General features: G+C 68.0%; 16 protein-coding genes. 2 read left to right on the plus strand and 14 right to left on the minus strand.

The window, feature by feature from the left end; all coding sequences use genetic code 11:
* Nucleotides 1–96: 96 nt before the first annotated feature.
* The 14 genes from ACQY8M_RS00205 to ACQY8M_RS00270 all read right to left on the minus strand — a co-directional run bounded on the left by ACQY8M_RS00205 (nt 97) and on the right by ACQY8M_RS00270 (nt 12,022).
* Nucleotides 97–1,725 carry a proton-conducting transporter membrane subunit gene (locus ACQY8M_RS00205; protein ID WP_428668335.1) on the minus strand — a complete coding sequence of 543 codons (1,629 nt, stop codon included), beginning with the start codon at nt 1,723–1,725 and terminating at the stop codon, nt 97–99.
* Entirely contained in the window at nt 1,722–3,221 is a 1,500-nt protein-coding gene (locus tag ACQY8M_RS00210) for a complex I subunit 5 family protein (protein WP_428668337.1), read from the minus strand. Before ACQY8M_RS00210 ends, ACQY8M_RS00205 begins: the two co-directional genes overlap by 4 nt.
* Entirely contained in the window at nt 3,218–3,559 is a 342-nt protein-coding gene (locus ACQY8M_RS00215; protein WP_428668339.1) for an NADH-quinone oxidoreductase subunit K, read from the minus strand. Before ACQY8M_RS00215 ends, ACQY8M_RS00210 begins: the two co-directional genes overlap by 4 nt.
* Nucleotides 3,556–4,515: a hydrogenase subunit MbhD domain-containing protein gene (locus tag ACQY8M_RS00220; RefSeq protein ID WP_428668341.1), complete on the minus strand. Its 960-nt coding sequence runs from the start codon at nt 4,513–4,515 to the stop codon at nt 3,556–3,558. Before ACQY8M_RS00220 ends, ACQY8M_RS00215 begins: the two co-directional genes overlap by 4 nt.
* The gene (locus tag ACQY8M_RS00225) at nt 4,512–4,808 is read right to left on the minus strand and encodes a cation:proton antiporter (RefSeq protein WP_428668343.1); all 297 of its coding nucleotides are present in this window, start codon (nt 4,806–4,808) and stop codon (nt 4,512–4,514) included. The genes ACQY8M_RS00220 and ACQY8M_RS00225 overlap by 4 nt, the downstream gene beginning before the upstream one ends.
* Nucleotides 4,805–5,083 carry a monovalent cation/H+ antiporter complex subunit F gene (locus tag ACQY8M_RS00230; RefSeq protein ID WP_428668345.1) on the minus strand — a complete coding sequence of 93 codons (279 nt, stop codon included), beginning with the start codon at nt 5,081–5,083 and terminating at the stop codon, nt 4,805–4,807. Before ACQY8M_RS00230 ends, ACQY8M_RS00225 begins: the two co-directional genes overlap by 4 nt.
* Entirely contained in the window at nt 5,076–5,570 is a 495-nt protein-coding gene (locus ACQY8M_RS00235; RefSeq protein WP_428668347.1) for a Na+/H+ antiporter subunit E, read from the minus strand. The genes ACQY8M_RS00230 and ACQY8M_RS00235 overlap by 8 nt, the downstream gene beginning before the upstream one ends.
* On the minus strand, nt 5,567–5,851 hold the full coding sequence (locus ACQY8M_RS00240; RefSeq protein ID WP_428668349.1) for a hypothetical protein: 285 nt from the start codon (nt 5,849–5,851) through the stop codon (nt 5,567–5,569). Before ACQY8M_RS00240 ends, ACQY8M_RS00235 begins: the two co-directional genes overlap by 4 nt.
* On the minus strand, nt 5,848–8,913 hold the full coding sequence (locus ACQY8M_RS00245) for an efflux RND transporter permease subunit (RefSeq protein WP_428668351.1): 3,066 nt from the start codon (nt 8,911–8,913) through the stop codon (nt 5,848–5,850). The genes ACQY8M_RS00240 and ACQY8M_RS00245 overlap by 4 nt, the downstream gene beginning before the upstream one ends.
* Nucleotides 8,910–10,016 (minus strand): efflux RND transporter periplasmic adaptor subunit, encoded by a 1,107-nt coding sequence (locus ACQY8M_RS00250; protein ID WP_428668353.1) that lies wholly within the window; start codon nt 10,014–10,016, stop codon nt 8,910–8,912. Before ACQY8M_RS00250 ends, ACQY8M_RS00245 begins: the two co-directional genes overlap by 4 nt.
* Before the next feature lie 23 nt (nt 10,017–10,039).
* Nucleotides 10,040–10,420 carry a PLDc N-terminal domain-containing protein gene (locus ACQY8M_RS00255; RefSeq protein ID WP_428668355.1) on the minus strand — a complete coding sequence of 127 codons (381 nt, stop codon included), beginning with the start codon at nt 10,418–10,420 and terminating at the stop codon, nt 10,040–10,042.
* A 62-nt stretch (nt 10,421–10,482) separates the two neighbouring features.
* On the minus strand, nt 10,483–10,986 hold the full coding sequence (locus tag ACQY8M_RS00260) for a DUF992 domain-containing protein (protein ID WP_428668357.1): 504 nt from the start codon (nt 10,984–10,986) through the stop codon (nt 10,483–10,485).
* A gap of 22 nt (nt 10,987–11,008) precedes the next feature.
* Nucleotides 11,009–11,389 carry a hypothetical protein gene (locus ACQY8M_RS00265; RefSeq protein WP_428668359.1) on the minus strand — a complete coding sequence of 127 codons (381 nt, stop codon included), beginning with the start codon at nt 11,387–11,389 and terminating at the stop codon, nt 11,009–11,011.
* A gap of 57 nt (nt 11,390–11,446) precedes the next feature.
* Complete coding sequence (locus ACQY8M_RS00270) at nt 11,447–12,022, minus strand: hypothetical protein (protein WP_428668361.1); 576 nt, start codon at nt 12,020–12,022, stop codon at nt 11,447–11,449.
* Nucleotides 12,023–12,356: 334 nt separating this feature from the next.
* On the opposite strand from ACQY8M_RS00270, the gene ACQY8M_RS00275 reads away from it, so the two are divergent.
* Together ACQY8M_RS00275 and ACQY8M_RS00280 are read left to right on the plus strand one after the other, a co-directional pair.
* Nucleotides 12,357–13,337 (plus strand): hypothetical protein, encoded by a 981-nt coding sequence (locus ACQY8M_RS00275; protein ID WP_428668363.1) that lies wholly within the window; start codon nt 12,357–12,359, stop codon nt 13,335–13,337.
* Complete coding sequence (locus tag ACQY8M_RS00280; RefSeq protein ID WP_428668365.1) at nt 13,337–14,782, plus strand: basic amino acid/polyamine antiporter; 1,446 nt, start codon at nt 13,337–13,339, stop codon at nt 14,780–14,782. Before ACQY8M_RS00275 ends, ACQY8M_RS00280 begins: the two co-directional genes overlap by 1 nt.
* The last annotated feature ends 9 nt before the right edge of the window (nt 14,783–14,791 follow it).

Consider the following 14,791-nt stretch of genomic DNA (forward strand, 5'->3'; position numbering starts at 1 on the left):
AAAAGGCTGCACCGCGCACCGGAGCCAGATTGAGACAACCGGTATGACGCTGGGATGCTCGATCCAGCCCTGCGTGGCTGACGGACCGAAAGGCGGTTAGCCGCGCAATGCCGTCGCAGCCGCAAGAACGACGACGACCGCCAGCAGCGAAACGCCCGCCAGCGCCCAGGCACGCGAGCGCAGATCGACCCACACAGCGGCATCACCGAGCCGGTGCAGCGATCCGAAGGCCGCCTCCAGCATCGTCAACCAGTCTCCCGCAGGGATGCGGGGCAGGCGATCGAGCCAGTGCCGGAAGGCGAACCAAAGGCCGACTCCTGCTGCGACTGGCCAGGCCGCGGCCAGCAGGGCTGCCGGCGCCAGCGCAGTTCCCGGGCCGTCTGCAACGATGCCGAACAGCAGCCAGGGCAGGCCCACGGTCGCGACAACCGTCGCGCGCCACGCCCACCGGCCGGCAGCACCCGGCACGGATTCCGGGCGGCCCGCTTCGCGCGCCAGCAGCGCGAGAAAATGCATCATCAGCAGAGTCGTGCCGACGGTCGAGGCCAGCATCAATCCGCCCACCAGGCCATCGCCGAGGGCCGACTTGGCAACCTGCTTGGCCAACGCCCCGCCGGTCAGCGGCAGCCCGCCGAGACCAAGCGCCAGAACCGCGGCCGCCGCGATGGTCGCGCGTCCGCGGTCCCCGGCCCGCCCCGCCATCACGCCGATAGCCAGGAAAAGGCCGCCCTTGGCCAGCGCGTGGTTGGCCCCGTAGAAGGCCGCATCGAGACGTACGGTGGCATCCGTGGCGGCCCATCCCATGCCCAGGAGCGTCGCAACGACACCCATCTGACTGATGCTGGAATAGGCCAGCACGGTCCGGGGATTGTCCTGCGCGAGTCCGACCGCCACGCCATAGAAGGCAGAGGCCAATCCCAGCACCACCAATGCCGGGGCCAGGCCCGCATCGTCGAACGGCAGGAAACGCAGCAACCCGATCACGCCCGCCTTGACGGCCGCCCCGCTCAAGGCCGCGGCTGCCGGTATGGGCGCCGCCGTATAGGTCGGCGGCATCCATACGTGCACAGGGACCGCCCCCATCTTGAACAGGAAGCCGCCAGCAGTGAAAGCGATTGCTGCAGTACGCCAGGGAGACGCGGGCAAGGCCGCCATGACGTCGAGGATCTTCAGGCTTCCGGTCGGCATGCCCGCTGCCAGCAGCACGAAGCCCAGCAGCAGAAAGGCCTCGCCCAACACGGCGAAGGCGATGTAGACGGCACCGGCGCGCCGGGCGGCTGGCGTATCGTCGTGCACGATCAGGCCGTAGGCAGGCAGGCTGACCAGCGCGAAGAAGAAATAGAACCCCGGCAGGTCGGCGACGGCGAAGATGCCAAGGCTGCCGGTCATCGTCAGCAGCCAGCAGACGACGAAGCGCAGGCGCGCGGCACCTTGGCGCTGCCATCCCGCGACCCACAGGCCGGCGAAGCTCCAGAGCAGTGCGGCCGCGCAGAGCAGCAGGGCCCCCGGCGTGTCGAGCCGCAGGCTGAGCCGCAGCGAAGGCAGGTCGACGGCGAGCTCCGGCCCGGACAGCACCAGTACCGCAGCGGCCAGGGCGGGCAGCGGCGCCAGCGCCAGGAGCGCCGGGAGGATCGGTCGTGCCGGGCGCATCACGCACAGAGCGAGCAAAGCCAACGGTGCCGCTATCGCCCCCACCAGCAGCCCTTCGGCCAGCGCCCCGCTCATGGCACCGCTCGCCCGATCAGCAGCAGGGCCGACAGGCTCGACGGCGCGAAGCCCAGCAGAACGGCGGCCGCGGCCAGCGCCAGGGCAATCGCCTCCCGGGCGCGGCCAATGCCCGTCCGGACGACGAGGTTTCCGCCCGCCAGGGCCGGCGCGACGATGCGGAAGACATAGCCACCGGCGAGAAGGCCGCCTGCCAGCACGACCGCGGCGTAGACCCATTGACCGCTCTGCACCGACGCTTGCAGCAGCAGCCACTTGGCCACGAAGCCACCGCTCGGCGGCAGGCCCATCAGCGACAGGCCACCGAGACCGAGGGCAAGCACCGTCATGGGCATGGCCCGTCCCAGGCCGCGCAGCCCGGCCAGCCGGTCATGCCCGATCGCTTCGGCGACCAAGCCGGCCGCGAGGAACATGCCGGCCTTGGCGAGCGCGTGCGACAGCGCCTGCACAACTCCGGCGGTCCAGGCGTCGGCGCTCCAGGGATGGGCGCCGGCGGCCAGCGGAAACATCAGGAAAAGGTAGCCGAGTTGCGCCAGGGTCGAATAGGCGATGAGTAGTTTCAACCGGGCCTGGCACAGCGCCACCGCGCCCGCGACCAGGACGGCGCTGCTGCCCAGGGCGCCGAGCACAGCCATCGCCGCCCCGTCGGCCAATCCCGGAAGGACACCGAACCACAGGCGCACGATCAGGAAGAACGATGCCTTGACCACCAGGGCGGACAGCACGGCACTAGCCGGTGCCGGCGCGTTGGCATGGGCCGGCGGCAGCCAGAGATGCAGCGGGAACAGCGCCGTCTTTGCCAGCAGCCCAGCCGTCATAAGGCCTGCTGCCACAGCGACGACGGGCCCCGTCCCCGATGAACCAGACAGCCGTTCGGCAAGCAGGACAATGTCGAGCGTGCCGCTGACACCATAGAGAAGGGCCACCCCGAGCAAGTAGAGGACTGAGCCGAGCAGCGCGAACACGAGGTAGCGCAAGGCGGCTTGCAGGGTGCGGGCGCTGCCTTCGAGACAGACCAGCGGCACCGCGGCAAAGGTCAGCATCTCGAGCGCGACGTAGAGGTTGAAGAGGTCGCCGCCAAGGAACACCACGGCCAGACCGGCCCACAGCCCCTGCAGCAGCGTCCAGAAGGCGAGCGGCGCGCGCGCCTCGAGGAGTGCCGGCGGCGTGGCGAACGGGTTCCGCCCCGCGCTGCCGGCTGCGGCGATGACCAGGGCCGTGGTGACCAGCATCACCGCCGAGAAGCCGTCGGCGCGCAGGGCGATGCCGAGAGGTGGCGTCCAGGCGCCCACGATGTAGACCAGCGGCCCGCCCTGCTGCCAGACCTCGAGGGCGATGACGAGCGCCAATCCGAGCCCGACCGGCATCACCGCGACCGCGATGCGCTCGGCGTGGCGACCGCCGGCAACGAACGACAGCACCATCCCGACGACCGGCACGATGATGGCGAGCACCAGCAGGTAACCTGCCGGGCTGGTCGAGAGCGCCGACGTCATTTGCCGGCTTCCTCACCCTCGTCTGGCGATTGATCGCCGGGCTCGAGGGTCGCTTGGCCGCCGGTCTCGACCAGACGCAGGATCAGGCCGATCGCCAGGGCGGTCGCGGCGAATGCCACGACGATGCCCGTGATCACCATCGCCTGGGGCACCGGGTCGGCGGCGAAGCCGGCGGCCGCCCCCTTGCGCGCGATGATGCCGAAGACGAGGAAGATGCCGCTGCCGAGCAGGTTGAAGGCGAGGACCTTGCGCAGGGGATGGGGATGGACGAGCAGGCCATACAATCCGAGGCCGATCAGCATCGCGCCGGTCAGGCCGGCCAGCGTTCCCGCCGTCATGGCGTATCGCGACCGGCGGGCGGCCGTTGCGGCGGCCCGATGACCAGCAGCGGCAGCGTCGCGGCAATCGACAGCACCATGAAGGCCTCGACAAGGAGGATCAGCGGCTTCGCCCAGCCCTCCGGCCAGGCGAGAAATCCTGCGGCAATCGCAAAGCCCAGGCTGCCGGCGAGAATGAACGTCGCCGGACCGGCGACGATGACTATGCGCAGCCAGCGGTTGGCGACGGCCGGGGCCTTGACCAGACCGGTCATGACGACGAGCAGCCCCATGGCGGCGAGCAGTGCGCCTCCCTGGAAAGCACCCCCGGGCTGGTCGGCGCCCACCCAAGCGATATGAATTCCCACGACAATGCCGATCGGCGGCAGCAGCCGGGTGAGCAGACCGAGTGCGCCGTCGGACGGCCCTTGCGACAGCGGCCCGGCGCGGCCGCCCCAGGCGCGATCGTCGGCCAGCGACCAGACCGCGATCACGGCCATGATCAGCACGCCCTTCTCGAGCATCGTGTCGAAGGCGCGATAGGCCATCAGAACGGCGGTAACGGGGTTGCCGAGACCGGTCGACGCCAAATGTCCGGCTGCCGCAGGCGCCAGGCTCGCAGCGATGTCGACCGGCGCGAGGATCACCGCGGCGAGCGCTCCGGTGACGACCAGGCAGAGCAGCCCGGCAGCGATGCGCGTAGCCGTGCGGGGAGACGCGTCCGCGCCGGACTGACTGGTCCGGCGCAGGCGCACCGCGGCCGTCATCAGCAGAACCCCCGTCACGCCGCTGCCGATCGCCGCTTCCGTCAGCGCCACGTCCGGGGCGGACAGCCGCAGCCAGACGAGCGACAGCAGCAGGCCGTAAGCCACGTAGCCGACAGCCGCCGCGAAGGAATCGCGGGCGGCGATCGTCCAGCCGGCGACGGAAAGGACGACGAGCGCCAGGGCGATATCGAGAGTGTCGATCAGGCTCATGGCCGAGGCCCATCCCGACGGCGCAGCGCCGCCGCCACGACCTGGGCCACGGTCACGCCGGACAACTGCACGAGCCCCCAGACGGCGACCAGCTTCAGGGCCGCCAGGAAGCTGCCTGCCTGAGGCAAGAGCCCGAGCACGATCAGGCCAAGGCCAAGGTTGTCGGCCTTGGTGAGAGCATGCAGGCGACTGAGCGAATCGGGGAGACGCAGAAGCCCGACCGTGCCTGCCAGGAAGAACAAGGCACCGGCGCAAACCGCGACGACCGTCACGATGTCGGCGAGGAGGCTCATGGGGCGCCTGGCCCGTCGCCGTCGCTCGCGTCGAGGCCGTTGACGAAGGCTACCGAAGCAAAGGCGGCGAGCAATGCCAGACCGAGGGCCAAGTCCTCGGCTCCCCCAGCCCCCGTGCCGGCAGCGACCAGCAGAAGTACGGCGATGCCGCCGGTGCCGAGCAATTGGGTCGCCAGGGTCCGGTCGACATCGTCGGGTCCGCGCAAGATGCGCCACAGACCGACGACCACCGTCAGCAGGACGAACCCGGCAATGGCCACCAGGAACTCACTCATCGGCCAGCATCCGGCTGAACAGGGCTTCCTCGGCAGCGAACTCGGCGGCGATCGGACGCTCGACATCGAGCCCGTGGACCAGCATCACGCCGTTCTCGTCGAAGCCGGTCGGCAGCGTGCCGGGCAGCAGGCTGGCGAGCGCGCTGAACGCGTACCGCCGGCCATCCGCCGGCAGGTCCGTCCGGTAGCGCGCGAAGCCGGGTCGCAGGACGAGCGACGGCCGCAGCACCAGGAGCGCGACCTGGATCCCGGACAGCGCCGTCTGCTTGAGGAGATTTACAGCGAAGCGCAGCGTCGCTGCCGGCCGCAGGCGGAGGCCTGTCGGCGGCATCAGGCGAAGGCTGGCGGCCGCGGCAATGCCCGCGGTGACGATCCCGACCGGCAGATCCGCGGCATTGTAGCCCGCGATCATCAGCCAGAGACCGAAGAACAGCACGGCGCGGCCAAGCGCGGCACGGCGCCACGCCGAAGCCCGGCGCGAGCTCACCGCTTGCCTCCACCCGCCGGCTCGCCCGCACCGCCGGGCCGGACAGGCGCACTGCCGTCCGTCCCCGGCGCCTGTTGCTCGAGGCCCGGCGCCGTCGAGAAGCGGTTCGACTGGGGAACCGGCGTCGCGCGGTTGGCCGTGCCCAGCAAGGCATCGGTGCGCACCTCGGAAGCGTCGGATGCCGCCCGGCCATCTCGCGCCAGCGACTGGCGCGCCGCGGTGGTCGCGAGCCCAGCGACGGCGAGCATCGCCAACGCCGCCGAGAGGGCTCGCCGTGTCATGCCGCTGCGGTCGCCGGTGCGCCGGCCGGCTCGCTGATGCGGAAGAGCGCGACGTAGAGCGCCGGCACGACGATCAGGGTGAGCACCGTGGCCACGAACAGGCCGCCCATGATGGCCAGCGCCATCGGCCCCCAGAACACGTCGGAGGCGATGGGAATGAAGCCCAGGACGGTCGAGATGCCGGTCAGCATGATCGGCCGGAAGCGCGAGATCGTCGCCTCGACAACGGCGTCCCACACCTGGGCGCGTTCGGCACGTTCGGTCTCGATCTGCTCGATCAGGATGACGGCGTTGCGGGCGATCATCCCGAACAGGGCGAGAATGCCGAGGATGGCGACGAAGCCGAGCGGCTTGTCGGCCACGAGCAGCGTGAAGACGATGCCGATGAGGCCCATGGGGATGACGCTGACGACCAGGAACAGCCGGCTGAAGCTGTGCAGCTGGGCCATCAGGAAGAACAGCATCAGCAAGAGCATCAGCGGAACCTTGGCGAACACCGACTCCTGCGATTTGGCACTCTCCTCTTCGCTGCCGCCGACAGCAATGCGGTAGTCTTTGGGCAGGCTCTGAGCGAGCTTGTCGATGGCGGGAGCGAGCGCGGCGACCGCGGTGGCCGGCGCGACGTCCGGCGGCACGTCGGCCAGCACGGTTAGGGTCGGCACGCGCTGGCGCCGCCACACCAGCGGGTACTCCTGCTTGAAATCGAAGGTCGCGATCTGGCTCAACGGCACGGTTCGACCGTCGGCCAGCGGCAGCTGCAGGCCGCGCAGCGTGGTCAGCGAACTGCGCTGCTCGTCGAAGGCGCGCGCGATGAGTGGAATGAGGTAGATGTCGTCGCGCACCTGCGTGAACGGCGTGCCCGCCATCATGGTGTTGACGACCTCTGCGATCGCCCGCGAGCTCAACCCCAGAAGCCGTGCCTTGTCCTGGTCGATCGTGACACGCACCTGACGGGAGGGCTCCATCCAGTCGTAGGCGACCTCCGAGATGTGTGGATCGCCACCGAGGATCTCGGCAACCCGTAGGGCGATCGAACGCACCTGGGAAAGATCGGGGCCGCTGACGCGATACTGCACGGGCCAACCAACCGGCGGACCAAGCTCGAGGGGAAACACCCGGCCGACCACGCTCGGCATCCGCTCGGCCATCATCTTCTCCAGCCTGGCCTGCAGGCGGTCGCGCGCGGCGACGTCCTTCGCCACCACGACGGCCTGGGAGAAGAAGTCGTTCGGCAGCTGGACGTTGAGCGGCAGGTAGAATCGGATGGCGCCGCGCCCGATGTAGGTGCTCCAGCGCGCCACGTCCGGATCGCCGGCAAGGAACTCGTCGAGCTGGCGAGCGATCGCCTCGCTGGCGTAGATCGAGGCGTTCTGCGGCAGATTGAGGTCGACCACGAGCTCGGGCCGGTCTGAGGCGGGAAAGAACTGCCGCTGCACGAACGGCGACACGAGGATGGCGGCGGCCAGGCAGGCCAGGGCCGTGCCTATGGTGATCCAGCGCCGGCGCATCGCGACGAGGAGGACGACGCGGAAGGTGCGCATGACGAGGTTCGGCTTGCCGGGCGGCGCGGCAGTCTCGGGCCGCTTGAGCAGTGCCACACCGAGCAAGGGCGCGAACAGCACGGCCACGAACCACGACACGAACAGCGTGATGGTGACCACCGCGAAGATCGAGAATGTATACTCGCCTGCCGCGCTCTGCGCGAAGCCGATCGGCACGAAGCCCGCCGCGGTGACGAAGGACCCGGTCAGCATCGGGAAGGCGACCGACTTGTAGGCAAACGAGGCTGCGGCCTCCTTGCTGTCGCCTTGGGCGATGCGGGTCGTCATCACATCGACGGTGGTCATCGCGTCGTCCACCAGCAGGCCCAGCGCGATGATCAGGGCGCCGAGCGAGATTCGCTGCAGATCGATGCCGAAGGCCTGCATGATCGGAAAGGTGATGGCGAGGGTCAGTGGGATCGAGAGGGCGACGATGGCGCCGGGCCTGAAGCCCAAGCTGACGATGCTGACGCCCATGATGATGACGATGGCTTGCCAGAGCGACGTGGTGAAATCGCCGATCGCATGATCGACCACGGCCGGCTGATCGGACACCAGGGTCGGCTCGATGCCGAGCGGCAAATCGTCGACGGCCTCGCCGATCTCGGCCGTCACGTTGCGGCCGAGCGCCAGGATGTCGCCGCCGGGACGCATGGCGATGGCGAGGCCGATGGCCGGCTTGCCATTGACGCGGAACAGAGGTTGCGGTGGATCGGCGTAGCTGCGACGCACCTCGGCTATGTCGCGCAGCCGGATCATCCGCCCGTTCGAGAGGAAGTTGACGTCCAGGATATCGTCTTCGGAGCGGAAGGCTCCTGAAACCTGCAGCGACAGATTCTCCTGGCTGGTCTGCACGGAGCCCGCGGGGACCACGCTGTTCTGCGCCTGGATGGCGGCGATCAGTGCATTGCGGTCGATGCCGAGCCCGGCGAGCTTCTGAACGGAGAATTCGACGAAGATCTGCTCGTCCTGTGCGCCGATGATCTCGATCTTGGATACGTCCGGCACGTTCAGGAGGCGCGAACGGATCTGCTCGACGTAGTCGCGCAGCTCGCGATGGGTGAATCCGTCGGCGGTGAATCCGTAGATCAGGCCGAAGGTATCGCCGAAATCGTCGTTGAAGCCCGGCCCGACGACGCCGGCCGGCAGAGTGTGCCGGATGTCGCCGATGTTCTTGCGAACCTGATACCAGACGTCGGGAACCTCGGCCGCGCCGACCGACCCCTTGAGGTTGACGAAGATCGTCGTGCGCCCAGGGGTGGTGTAGCTGCGCACGAAGTCGAGGCCCTTGGTATCCTGCAGCTTGCGCTCGAGACGCTCGGTGACCTGCCGCAAGGTGTCGTCGAGCGTCGCCCCAGGCCACGCCGCCTGCACAACCATGGTCCTGAAGGTGAAGGCCGGATCTTCATTCCGGCCAAGACTGAAGTAGGACGACAACCCGCCGATCGACACGATGATCATGAGAAAGATCGTGAAGGATCGGTGCTTGAGAACCCACTCCGACAGGTTGGGTCCGGTCATGGTGTGGCTCCCAGCAAGCGGACCTTCTGACCGGGATGAAGCGCCTGCACGCCGGCGGTGACGACGATCTCGCCGCCTCCCAGACCGTGGGAAACCAGCACAGTCCCCGGGTCGAAGCGGCCGATCTCCACGCGGTGCAGGGAAACTTGCATCGTGGCAGGGTCGACGAGCCAGACGGCCGGCTGGCCGTCGATGCGAGTCAGCGCGCTCGCCGGCAGGGAGATTCCGGCGGTCGTCTCCAGCTCCATGCGTCCCCTGACGCTGGCGCCGAGCAGCATTGCCGGCGGCGGCTTGATCAGCCCGATGCGCACGCGAAAGGTCCGGGTGATCGGATCGGCCTGCGGGTCGACCTGGCGAACGCGGCCCTCGGCGGTGATCGAGGGATCGTCGAGCAGCGACACCAGCACCTTGGGATTGGAAGGGGCAGCCCTGATCACTTGCGCCGGAACGTCGAACACCGCGTCGCGCCCGTCCTCGCGTGCAACCTGGAAGACGGTCTGCCCGGGTTGAACCACCTCGCCGGCCTCCGCGGTGCGCGCCGTCACGGAGCCCGAGACGGCCGACTTCAGCTCCGTGTAGCTCACCCGGTCCTTTGCGATCTCCAGCTCGGCTTCGGCCTTGTCGAGCTGCGCCTGCGCGGTGCGCAGCGCCTGTTGCGCCTGGTCGAACAGCGCCTTGGTCGTGAAGCCCTGCGGCAACAGCGTGCGCTGCCGGTCGAAGGCGTTGCTCGTCTCGACGACGCGGCCTTCGGCGGCCGACAGCGCGGCCTGGGCGGAGCGCAGCGCGTTCAGCTCGTTCTGCGGGTCGAGCCGGGCCAGCACCTGGTCAGGCTCGACCCGATCACCGACATTCACCAGCCGCTCGAGGATCCGGCCGCCGATGCGGAACGAGAGCGCCGCCTCGTTCTCGGCGCTGATCTGTCCGGTGAGCATCACGGTCTCGGCCGCGCCGCCCAGTTCGGCGGTTACCGTGCGGACGGGCCGCGGGACTACTGCCTTCTCCTTGTTCTTGGGCGTGCAGCCGCCGAGTCCGAGCGACGCCAGCAGCAGACCGGCCAGCGCCAGCGCGCCGACGGCGCGCACAGGAGTGAAAGTCCCTACCAAAGTGTCCCCCGTCGTCGCGCGATCTACTGGACGACGCGCGCCCGCAGCCGCGCATATTCCTGATCGGAGATCGCATTCTCGGACTTCAGGCGCTCGAGCTTCGTCAGCTCGTCGGCGACGCTGAAGCCGACGGCCTGGCGAAGCTCGTCGCGCGCCTGCCGCGCCTGCATACGATTGCGCTCCGCCATGCCGCCGCCCTGGGTGAGTATGTAGGCGAAGATGCCGATGTAGGGCAGCACGATGAGCAGAATTACCCAGGCGACCTTGCCCAATCCCGAGACGTCGCTTCGTCGGAAGAGGTCGCTGGCCGTCGTTATGAACAGCCAGAACCACAGGATGAACACGAACACCGCGAAGGCGTCGGCAAGGAAGGTGACGAACGTCGATTCGGCTGAGACTAGCATGGCGTCGCTCCCATCTGCCGGCTGCCGCGCCGTTCCGGGCGCGGTGGCCGGCGGGCTTCCGATTAGGGGGACTTACGCAGTGACAACGCCGCGACGCCGGCTGCGGCGTTCAGGCCGACGCTGCCTTCGATGCTGACCGGTTGCAGCGTGACCTGGTTGGCGTTGCCGCTCAGCAGCACGTTGGCACCGGCACCGACGCCGAACGTGCCTTGCGCGCTTGGGCCTGCGTAGTCGCCGGCCAGCGCGCCCGGTGCCAGTGTGCCCGGCGCGAACACCGCCCAGACAATCGTGCTTTCCCGCGTGAAGCCGATGTCGACACCGTAGCGGTTGATCGTGCCCTGGTAGCGCTCCGCCGTGCCGTCGGTGCGCGTGAACAGGCAAGCGAGGGCGCGCGACGAGCCGAAGACGAAGCCGACCCCGCCGGCGACGTTGCAGGTCATGGTGCCGACGTTGAAGCCGCCGCGGCTGGGCTGCGGCGTCGCGCCGGGCGCGGCAGCTTGCTGCTGCGCACACCCGGTGGCCAGCACAACCAGCATGGCGGCCAAGCCGATCTTCAATCGAGTCATGTCATTGCCTCCGGCATGTCATTCAACGGGCGATAGCACTCCAGCGGCAGCCGGTGCGCGGCTCGGAGACGTCGAGAGAGCCTGGCGCCTTCGAGGCGTCGGCGACGACGTTGAAGTTGGTCCCGCCCCGAGCGAAGGTCGTCGTGAAGACGTTCGGCGAGCTCTGCGTCATGTTGAGACTGACGCCGCCGGCCGTGTTGAGCGTCGCGGTATCGCCATTGCGTGTGAATGTATGGACGCGGGACAGATCGGCGTCCCACTGCCGGCACGAAGCGGGGTTGCGGTCGGTAGCCGTGACCCTGAACTCGATCGGGGCATTCTGCGCTTGCGCCGACGCGGCACCGAGAGCGCCAACGGCGCCGGCCAGGACTCCCAGGCCAACCGCCCGCAGACGGATCGGCATGGATTTCTCCTTGTTCACAAACATGAAATTCTCTCCCTTCGTTGAGCGACGCGACCGCTACGGCGACACCACGTTGCATGACGAGTTGTCGACAAAGAGCGCCGTCCTCGGGCCCAGGATCACCAATCCCTGGCGAACGCCTGGGCCAGTGCGAGCGACCAGGGCCCGTGTCGTCATCACGGTGTTGCCGCCATTCAGGAAGCGACACTCGATCACCGGATCGACCGAATTGGCGCTGTTGTTGTCGAGATACATGACGATCTGCCAGCGCTGGCCCGGCACCGCTCGCAGGGTGACGCCGTCAAATGCCATGATCGGCACGTTCGGGCCGGCGGTGATCGGCACGGTGCCAAGCGGGCGGCCCTGCACACGTTGCTCCGCGACCTTCCCTGGAACGTCCTGAGCGTTCGGATCAAAGGCCTTGTCCTGCGGCCCGGAGGGCGCTGCCGTGCTCTGGCCGACCGTCTCAGGCGTCCAGACCTGCCCGGTCTTGGGGTCGCGGAATTCCGGAACCCCCGCAGTGGCCGGCACGCTGGTGGCCGCGCGGTTGGCCTGGGCCATGGCGCCCGACGCCAGCGCCACGCCGATCGCAGCTGCCAGGATTCGTGCGGACAAGACTGTGATGTTGCACATGCTCGCCTCTATCGATTGCAATGTCACTGAGCATTCTATCGTGTGACGCCGGCGACGCATCGGCGCCGCGTCCCCTGAGTGTTCGCCACGTCCCAATTCTCCGGCGAATGCTCCGTTCGCGCTGCAACCTGCGGTGCCGTTTGGGACGCGCGGGATAGTTCCGGGACGCGCTGCTCGCGCCGAGACGCGAGATGGCCCCTAGGATGCTCGCCTAACATGCGGCTCGTGTCACAACAAAGGGACGCAAATGAATTCGGGGGAAACTGCGCGACACGGAAGCGCCGGACGCACGCCTCCTCTCCGCATGTGGGCCGTGGGGCTTGCCGGAGTCTGGATGCCGCTGGTCGCCATTCTGCTCGCCCCGCCGGTCGCTGCACAGGTCAAGGACATGCAAGAGGACGCCAACGCGGCTCGCTATGACGCAATGTTCGCCACGCCCGGCGGCTTGACGCCGGGCCCGCAGAACAACCTGTTCGCCACATCGCCCGGCCTCGAGCAGCAGGCGCGCCGCTCGACATTCACCATCAACGGCCTGGTGCCGATGTTCTTCAATTCGAACGCCAATGCTCTGCCGACGGGCGGGACCAACTCCGCCGAGTTCAGCCCGCTAGTCAACGCCTCGTGGTCGACGCCCGTCTTCGACCTGCCGCTGCGCTTCACCGCCGGCGCGCGCGCCGAGGTCGACCGCTTCACGCAGGTGCCGGCGTCCGATTTCGACAAGATCGGCCTGTCGGCGCGCCTGCAGCATGTCGATCCGAACAACGACCAGGCCTACTCGCCGTACGTGTCCTATGCACCGCGCTGGGACTTCGACCCGTTTTACCGGTCCCGATTTGCGACTCGCCAGGACATCAACGTCGGCGTCAACAAGACGTTCAACTACGACGCCGATTTCCGCCGCGTCGCCTTCTCCGGTAACACCATCGCCGAGACGCGGTGGTCGTTCGGGGTGACGGCGGCGATCCAGCGGCGCTTCCGCGAGCCTACGCCGGGTTCGTGGGCGGCGTTCTTCGTGCCCTCGGCTACCTACGTGATCTCGCCGCAGTGGAATATCAGCGCCGGCATCGACCTGGAGCGCCGAGCGTTCGATTCGGTCAACGGCTTCAGCCAGGAGGACTGGCTGATCGAACCGATCGTCACGCTGGAGTTCGTTGCACCGGCTGAATGGTTCGGTTCTGCCAGGACCGCCGCAATGGTTGGCCGGCCAGCGCTCAACTTTCAGGCCGCCTACGAGAACAACTGGTCCAACGCTCCGGGCGCCAACTTCCAGGCCTGGCATTTCGGGGCCGCCCTCAAGTTCGGCTGGAGATTCTGATGACGACGCAAGCTTCTGACGATGCGGCCGCGACACGCCGGCTGTCGCTGTTCGCGCTGACGATGATGGTCGTCGGCGGGATGGTCGGTGCCGGCATCTTCTCGCTGCCCCGCACCTTCGCCAACGCCACCGGGCCGATCGGGGCGATCATCGCCTGGCTGATTGCCGGCACGGGCATGTACATGCTCGCGCGCGTTTTCCAATCCTTGGCCGCGCGCAAGCCCAATCTCGATGCCGGCGTGTTCGCCTATGCCAAAGCCGGCTTCGGCGACTACCCCGGCTTCCTGTCGGCATTCGGCTACTGGATGAGCTCGTGCATCGGCAACGTCTCGTACTGGGTGCTGATCAAGTCGACAATGGGCGCATTCTTTCCGGTGTTCGGCGACGGCAACACCGTGGTCGCGATCGCCGTCGCTTCGCTGGGAATCTGGCTGTTCCATTTCATGATCCTGCGCGGCACCCAGCAGGCGGCAGTCATCAACAGCATCGTCACGGTTGCCAAGATCGTGCCGATCCTGACCTTCATCGTCGTGCTGATCGCCGCCTTTCGCCTCGACATGTTCAGCTACAACCTGTTCGGCGGTGACCTCACCAACGGAATCTTCGACCAGGTGCGCGCGACCATGCTGGTTACCGTTTTCGTCTTCCTCGGCATCGAGGGGGCGAGCGTGTATTCCCGCTTTGCGCGGACGCGTGCCGATGTCGGCCGCGCGACGATCCTGGGCTTCATCATCGTGACCTCGCTGATGGTGCTGGTGACCCTGCTGCCCTACGCGGCCCTGCAGCGCGCCGAGATCGCGGGCCTGCGCCAGCCGTCGATGGCGCAAGTGCTGGAGACCGTGGTCGGACCGTGGGGTGCGGTGTTCGTCAGCGTCGGCCTGCTCGTGTCGGTGCTCGGCGCCTATCTCGCCTGGTCGCTGATCTGCGCCGAGGTGCTGTTCGCGGCGGCCAAGACCAGGGACATGCCGGCGCTGTTCGCCCGCGAGAACGCCAACAAGGTGCCGGCGAACGCGCTGTGGGCCACCAACATCGTGGTTCAGCTCATCGTCGTGACGACCTACTGGTCGCGCGACGCCTTCTCGCTGATGCTGAATCTCACCAGTTCGATCTCGCTGATCCCGTTCGTGCTGGTGGCAGCCTATAGCCTGCAGCTCTGCCGCCGCGGCGAGACCTACGACGTGCGGCCCGAGGAACGGCGACGCGACCTGATCATCGCCGTCGTCGCGACCCTCTACACCATCTTCATGCTCTACGCCGGCGGCCTGACGTACATCCTGCTGGCGGCGGTTCTCTATGCACCAGGAAGCCTGCTCTATGTCTGGGCGCGCCGCGAGCAGGGCAAGCCGGTTTTCGTCCGGGCCTGGGACTGGCTGATCTTTGGCCTGACGATCGCCGGCGCTGCCGTCGGCATCCATTGGCTCGCCACCGGATACATCACCCTCTAGTCGACGGAG

Origin of the sequence: Reyranella sp., from assembly GCF_965279465.1 — a bacterium.
Taxonomy (GTDB): Bacteria; Pseudomonadota; Alphaproteobacteria; order Reyranellales; family Reyranellaceae; genus Reyranella.